The sequence below is a fragment of the Streptomyces sp. NPDC004561 genome (genome assembly GCF_053602155.1).
In genome coordinates, this window is the sequence record NZ_JBSGDB010000562.1 from 1 (window position 1) to 5298 (window position 5298).

Below are 5298 nucleotides of genomic sequence, written 5' to 3' on the forward strand. Positions count from 1 at the left end.
TGGAGCATCGTCCAGGCCTCCGACGCGGCCGCGTGCGCCGCGCCGGTGGGGCAGCCGGCCTGTTCGTACAGCTTCCCGGCCCGCCGCCGCCACGACCTCGACCTCGAGGCCGTGACCGGCGCACTGCGCGCCCGCTCGGCCACGCAGACCGAGGTCACCCGGCTGCGCACCGAGCTGAACCGGACGGCCAAGGCGCGCCGTTCCGGGCCGCCCACCGAGACCGAGAAGGAGGCCGCCCGCGCCCTGCGCGCCGAGGTGCAGCAGGCGGAGACCGCCGCCCGCGCGGCAGCCGGTGAGCTGACCGGGCTGCTGCTCGGCATCCCCAACCTCCCGCTGGACACCGTCCCGGACGGCGACTCGGAGAAGGAGGCCGTGGAGATACGGCGGGGCGGCCCGCAGCCGCGTCCGGCGGCCGGGGCCCGGCACCACGCCGAGATCGGCGAGGCGCTCGGCATCCTCGACTCCCCCGCCGCGGCCAGACTGTCCGGCGCCCGGTTCAGCGTCGCCCACGGCGCCGGCGCCCGGCTGGAGCGGGCCCTCGGCGACTTCTTCCTCGACCTGCACACCCGCGAGCACGGCTACACCGAGCAGTCGGTGCCGTTCCTGGTCGGCCGCGACACCATGACCGGCACGGGACAGCTCCCCAAGTTCGAGGAGGACCTGTTCCGCACCCAGGTCGGCGACCGGGAGCTGTTCCTGATCCCGACCGCCGAGGTGCCGCTGACCAACCTGGTGGCCGGACAGCTCCTGGACGCGCGCGCACTGCCGTACGCCTTCACCGCCCGCACCCCCTGCTTCCGCGCGGAGGCGGGGGCGTACGGCCGGGACACCCGGGGTGTGCTGCGGCTGCACCAGTTCGAGAAGGTCGAGCTGGTGCGGATCTGCGCGCCGGAACAGGCGCAGGAGCAGCTGGAGCTGATGGTCGCGCACGCCGAGGAGTGCCTCGGCCGCCTCGAACTCGCCTTCCGCACCGTGCTGTTGCCCGCGGGCGACATGGGCTTCTCGGCGCGGATGACGTACGACATCGAGGTGTGGCTGCCCGGTGGCGGCTCCTACCGGGAGATCTCCTCGGTGTCCGACTGCGGCACCTTCCAGGCCCGCCGCGCGGACATCCGGGTCAAGCGGGCCGACGGCCGCAAGACGCCGGCCGCCACCCTGAACGGCTCGGCCCTGCCCATCGGCCGCACCGTCGCCGCGCTGCTGGAGCAGGGTGTCCAGGACGACGGTTCGGTGCTCCTGCCCGAGGCGCTGGTCCCGTACACCGGGTTCCGGCGCATCCTGCCGGGCGGCAAGACCGAGTGAGACACGGGAAGGGGGCGGGAGCCGGTCCGGCTCCCGCCCCCTTCCCGTTGCCGCTCACGCGCCCGTCATGTGCACCCCGCCGTCCACGTGGACGATCTCGCCGGTGGTGCGGGGGAAGAAGTCCGAGAGCAGGGCGACGACCCCGCGGGCGGCCGGTTCCGGGTCGGTGAGGTCCCAGCCGGCCGGGGCCCGCCCGGTGGTCCACACGTCGGCCAGCTCGGCGAAGCCCGGGATGGACTTGGCGGCCATGGAGCGCAGCGGGCCGGCCGCGACCAGGTTGCAGCGGATGCCGTCGCCGCCGAGGTCGCGGGCGAGGTAGCGGCTGGTGGACTCCAGCGCGGCCTTGGCGACGCCCATCCAGTCGTAGTGCGGCCAGGCCACGGCCGCGTCGAAGGTGAGGCCGACGACGGAGCCGCCGCGCCGCCGCAGCAGCGGGAGGCAGGCCGTGGTGAGGGACTTGAGGGAGTACGCCGAGACGTGCACGGCTCTCGACACGTCGTCCCAGGTGCCGTCGAGGAAGGAGAAGGCGCCCTGGGGTCCGTAGGCGATGGAGTGGACGACGCCGTCGAGGGAGTCGGTGTGGGCGCCGATCCGCTCGGCGAGGGTGTCCAGGTGGCCCTGGTCGGTGACGTCCAGCTCGATCACCGGGGCGGGCCCGGGGAGCTTGCCCGCGAACCGCTCGATGAGGGAGAGCCGGCCGAAGCCGGTGAGCAGGACCTCGGCGCCCTCCTCCTGGGCGATGCGGGCCACGTGGAAGGCGATGGAGGCGTCCGTGACGAGTCCGGTCACCAGGATCCGCTTGCCGGCGAGGATGCCGCTCATGCCACCGTCACCCCCTTGGGCAGCGCGCTCACCAGCGGCGAGTCGTGGTCCTGGGGGCCGAGCGCGCTGCCGCCGCCGGGCGAGCCGAGGGCGGCGAAGAACCCGGCGTTGGAGGCCGCGTGGTCGTCGCCCCACTCCTCGGGCAGGTCGTCCTGGAAGTAGATGGCGTCGACCGGGCAGACCGGTTCGCAGGCGCCGCAGTCCACGCATTCGTCCGGGTGGATGTAGAGGGCGCGGCGGCCCTCGTAGATGCAGTCCACGGGGCATTCGTCGATGCAGGAGCGGTCCTTGACGTCGACGCAGGGCAGCCCTATGACGTAGGCCATTCTCAACTCCTCCTGATGTCGGTTCATTCGAGGGGGGCGCCGGTGGTGCGCTCGCCGAGGGTCAGCACGGTGGCGGCGAGGACGGCCATGGCGGCGGCGATGACGGTGAACAGGGCGCCGGGGCCGTGTGCGTCGAGCACCGGCAGCAGGACGAACGGCAGCGCGGCGGCGCTGAGTTTGGACAGCGAGTAGGCGGCGCCGGAGGCGGTGGCGCGGATCGCGGTCGGGTACTGCTCGGACAGGTAGACGTGCGAGACGCTGGAGAAGACGTTGCTGAACAGGGTGTAGGCGAAGCCGCACGCCACGATCAGCGGCGCGGAGTCCGCCCGGGCGAAGCCCAGTCCGGCGGCGACCATCGCGGCGGCCGACAGGGCGACGAGGGCGCGGCGCTCCACGCGGTCGACGACCGGCAGGGCGAGCGCGGAGCCCACCGGGTAGCCGAGGAAGGACAGCGCGGTGAACCCGAGGCCGGCGACGATGCCGTAGCCCTTGGCGGCGACGATCTGCGGGGCGAGGGTGCCGAAGCCGTAGTAGCCGACGACGGACAGCACGCAGAAGACCCACAGCACGAGGGTGCGGCGCCGCAGGCCGGGTCCGAGGACGTCCCGCAGGCGCGGGTGCTCCTCGGGGGTCGCGGGCGGCGGCGCGGGCTTCTCCAGCGGCAGCCCGCGGCCCGCCGCCTCCGCCTCCATGCGGGAGACCAGCCGCTCGGCCTCCGCGGTGCGGCCGATGGCGGCCAGCCAGCGCGGGGACTCGATGAGCCGCCGGCGCAGGCCCCACACCGCGGCCGAGCCGAGGGCGCCGAGCACGAACAGCCAGCGCCAGCCGGCCACCCCGAGCGGGGTCAGCGGCACCAGCCACAGGGCGGCGAAGCCGACCGCGGGCACCCCGCAGAAGGCGAGGGTGTAGGCCCAGGCGATGAACCGGCCGCGCTTGGCCGCGGGCAGCACGTCGGCCAGGTAGCAGTCGGACAGGGCCTGTTCGGCGCCGATGCCGAGCCCGGCGAGGAAGCGGGTGACGATCAGCCAGGCGGCGTTCGGGGAGAAGGCGCCGAGCAGGGAACAGGCCGAGTAGAGGGCGAGGTTGATCAGGAAGGCCCGGCGCCGGCCGAACCGGTCGGCGATCCGGCCGAGCGTCAGGGAACCGATGAACTGGCCCACGAACGCGGAGGCCAGGACGAGCTTGAGCGAGGTCGCGCCGAAGCCGAAGTCGCTCTGCAGCACCTTGCCGATGGTGCCCGACAGGTTGTTCTCGAAGGTGTCGAAGAACAGGCCGACGCCGATGACCGCCGTGAGTCTGCGGTGCAGGGGGGTGATCGGCATACGGTCCAGCCGGGCGCCGATCGGGGCGGGAGCGGTGAGACCGCCCGCCGCCGCGGTGGTCTGGGACATGGGGCTGGCTCCTTGTGTGCGTTGCTCCTGGGGAAGGAACCGCCCGGGCCACCGGCGGGCCCGGGCGTGCGGCCCGGGGGCCGGGTGTGGGGGTAGGTGGGGTGCGGGGCGCGGGGCCGGAGGGTCAGGCCGCTTCCATGGCACGGCGGCGGAGCTGCTCCTCCACGTCACCGCGCCGCACGGGCGCGCTGACCTCGTGCAGATAGGAGGCGACCTCGCGGTACGAGGCCCAGAACCCGACCTCGTGGTAGGGCACCCCCCGCTCGGCGCAGTACTGCATGGTCAGTTCGCGGGCGCGGGGCAGGCTCTTCTGCGGCATGGCCGGGAACAGATGGTGCTCGACCTGGTAGTTGAGGCCGCCGTAGAGGAAGTCGATCAGCAGGCTGGGCCGGATGTTGCGGGAGGTGAGGACCTGGCGCTGCAGCCAGTCCAGGGTCTCCTCCTCGCCGTCGCGGATCTGCATGCCCTTGTGGTTCGGGGCGAAGATCATCCCGAAGTACACGCCGAGGGAGGCGTGCTGCACCACGATGAAGGCGACCGCGAGCGCCGGGGACAGGACGGTGAAGACGCAGGTCAGATAGACGGCGGCGCGCAGCAGGAGCAGGAACGTCTCCAGCGCGGGCCGCTTGGTCTTGCCCTGGACGATGGACAGGAACGCCGTCTTCAGCATCTTGAAGCCCTCGAGCACGAGCAGCACGAAGAACAGCACGCTCTGGTAGCGCACGACGAACTTCTGGGTGCCCTTGCGGCTCGCGTACTGCTTGATGTCGAAGATGGCGGTGCGCCGGCCGATGTCCGGGTCCATGTCGAGGTGGTTGGGGTTGCTGTGGTGCCGGTTGTGGTGGTTGACCCACCAGCCGTAGCTGACCCCGTTGACGAGGTTGGCGTGGATGTAGCCGACGGCGGAGGCGGCCTTCTTGCCGCGGAACATGGCCTTGTGGCCGGCGTCGTGCCACATGAACGCCGACTGGCCGCCGCACAGGCCCATCCACAGGGCCGTGACGAGCTGCCACCAGGAGTCGCCGAGCTCGAAGAAGACGGCGAAGCCGATCAGCAGCAGGGTGGTGTTGAGGGCCAGCTTGCCCACGTAGTACCGCGGATCCAGGTCGAGGAGGCCCTCGGCCTTGACCCGTTTGAGCAGTTCGGCGAACGTGGCCGAGGCGCCGGTGCGTTCGCCGCCCGGCGCGGCCGCGGCCACGGCTTGTTGGATGTGCGGACGCTGCATGCGTAGCTCTCCTTGGGAGAAGTGTCCGGATCGGGCGGCGGCGCCGCCGGCCCGCGGACCTGCGGGCGCCGCGAGTCGACGTCGGCTCCCGCGTGCGGTCGGCGTCGCGGGCTGCCGCCGCCGGGCGGATCCGGGCCCGGGGGCACCGCACTGTGCCCCCCTAGCCGGCGCGGGTCTCACCGCCCCAGCCGAACTCCGCCACACCCATCAAAGAGATTAAGCGAGCGAAGTG

General features: G+C 72.8%; 5 protein-coding genes. 1 reads left to right on the forward strand and 4 read right to left on the reverse strand.

The genetic code is table 11. From position 1 onward, the window contains the following. Positions 1–45: 45 nt before the first annotated feature. Positions 46–1302 carry a serine--tRNA ligase gene (gene serS, locus ACWEN3_RS40745; protein ID WP_452982062.1) on the forward strand — a complete coding sequence of 419 codons (1257 nt, stop codon included), beginning with the start codon at positions 46–48 and terminating at the stop codon, positions 1300–1302. A 54-nt stretch (positions 1303–1356) separates the two neighbouring features. Here serS and fabI read toward each other — a convergent pair whose 3' ends face one another. The 4 genes from fabI to ACWEN3_RS40765 form a co-directional block, all read right to left on the reverse strand. Continuing rightward, positions 1357–2124: an enoyl-ACP reductase FabI gene (gene fabI, locus ACWEN3_RS40750; RefSeq protein ID WP_452982051.1), complete on the reverse strand. Its 768-nt coding sequence runs from the start codon at positions 2122–2124 to the stop codon at positions 1357–1359. Further along, positions 2121–2450, reverse strand: a complete 330-nt coding sequence (fdxA, locus tag ACWEN3_RS40755) for a ferredoxin (RefSeq protein WP_452982054.1) — start codon at positions 2448–2450, stop codon at positions 2121–2123. The genes fabI and fdxA overlap by 4 nt, the downstream gene beginning before the upstream one ends. Positions 2451–2473: 23 nt before the next feature. After that, positions 2474–3841, reverse strand: a complete 1368-nt coding sequence (locus ACWEN3_RS40760) for an MFS transporter (protein ID WP_452982057.1) — start codon at positions 3839–3841, stop codon at positions 2474–2476. Positions 3842–3965: 124 nt separating this feature from the next. Then, entirely contained in the window at positions 3966–5066 is a 1101-nt protein-coding gene (locus ACWEN3_RS40765) for a fatty acid desaturase family protein (RefSeq protein ID WP_452982060.1), read from the reverse strand. Positions 5067–5298 lie beyond the last annotated feature (232 nt).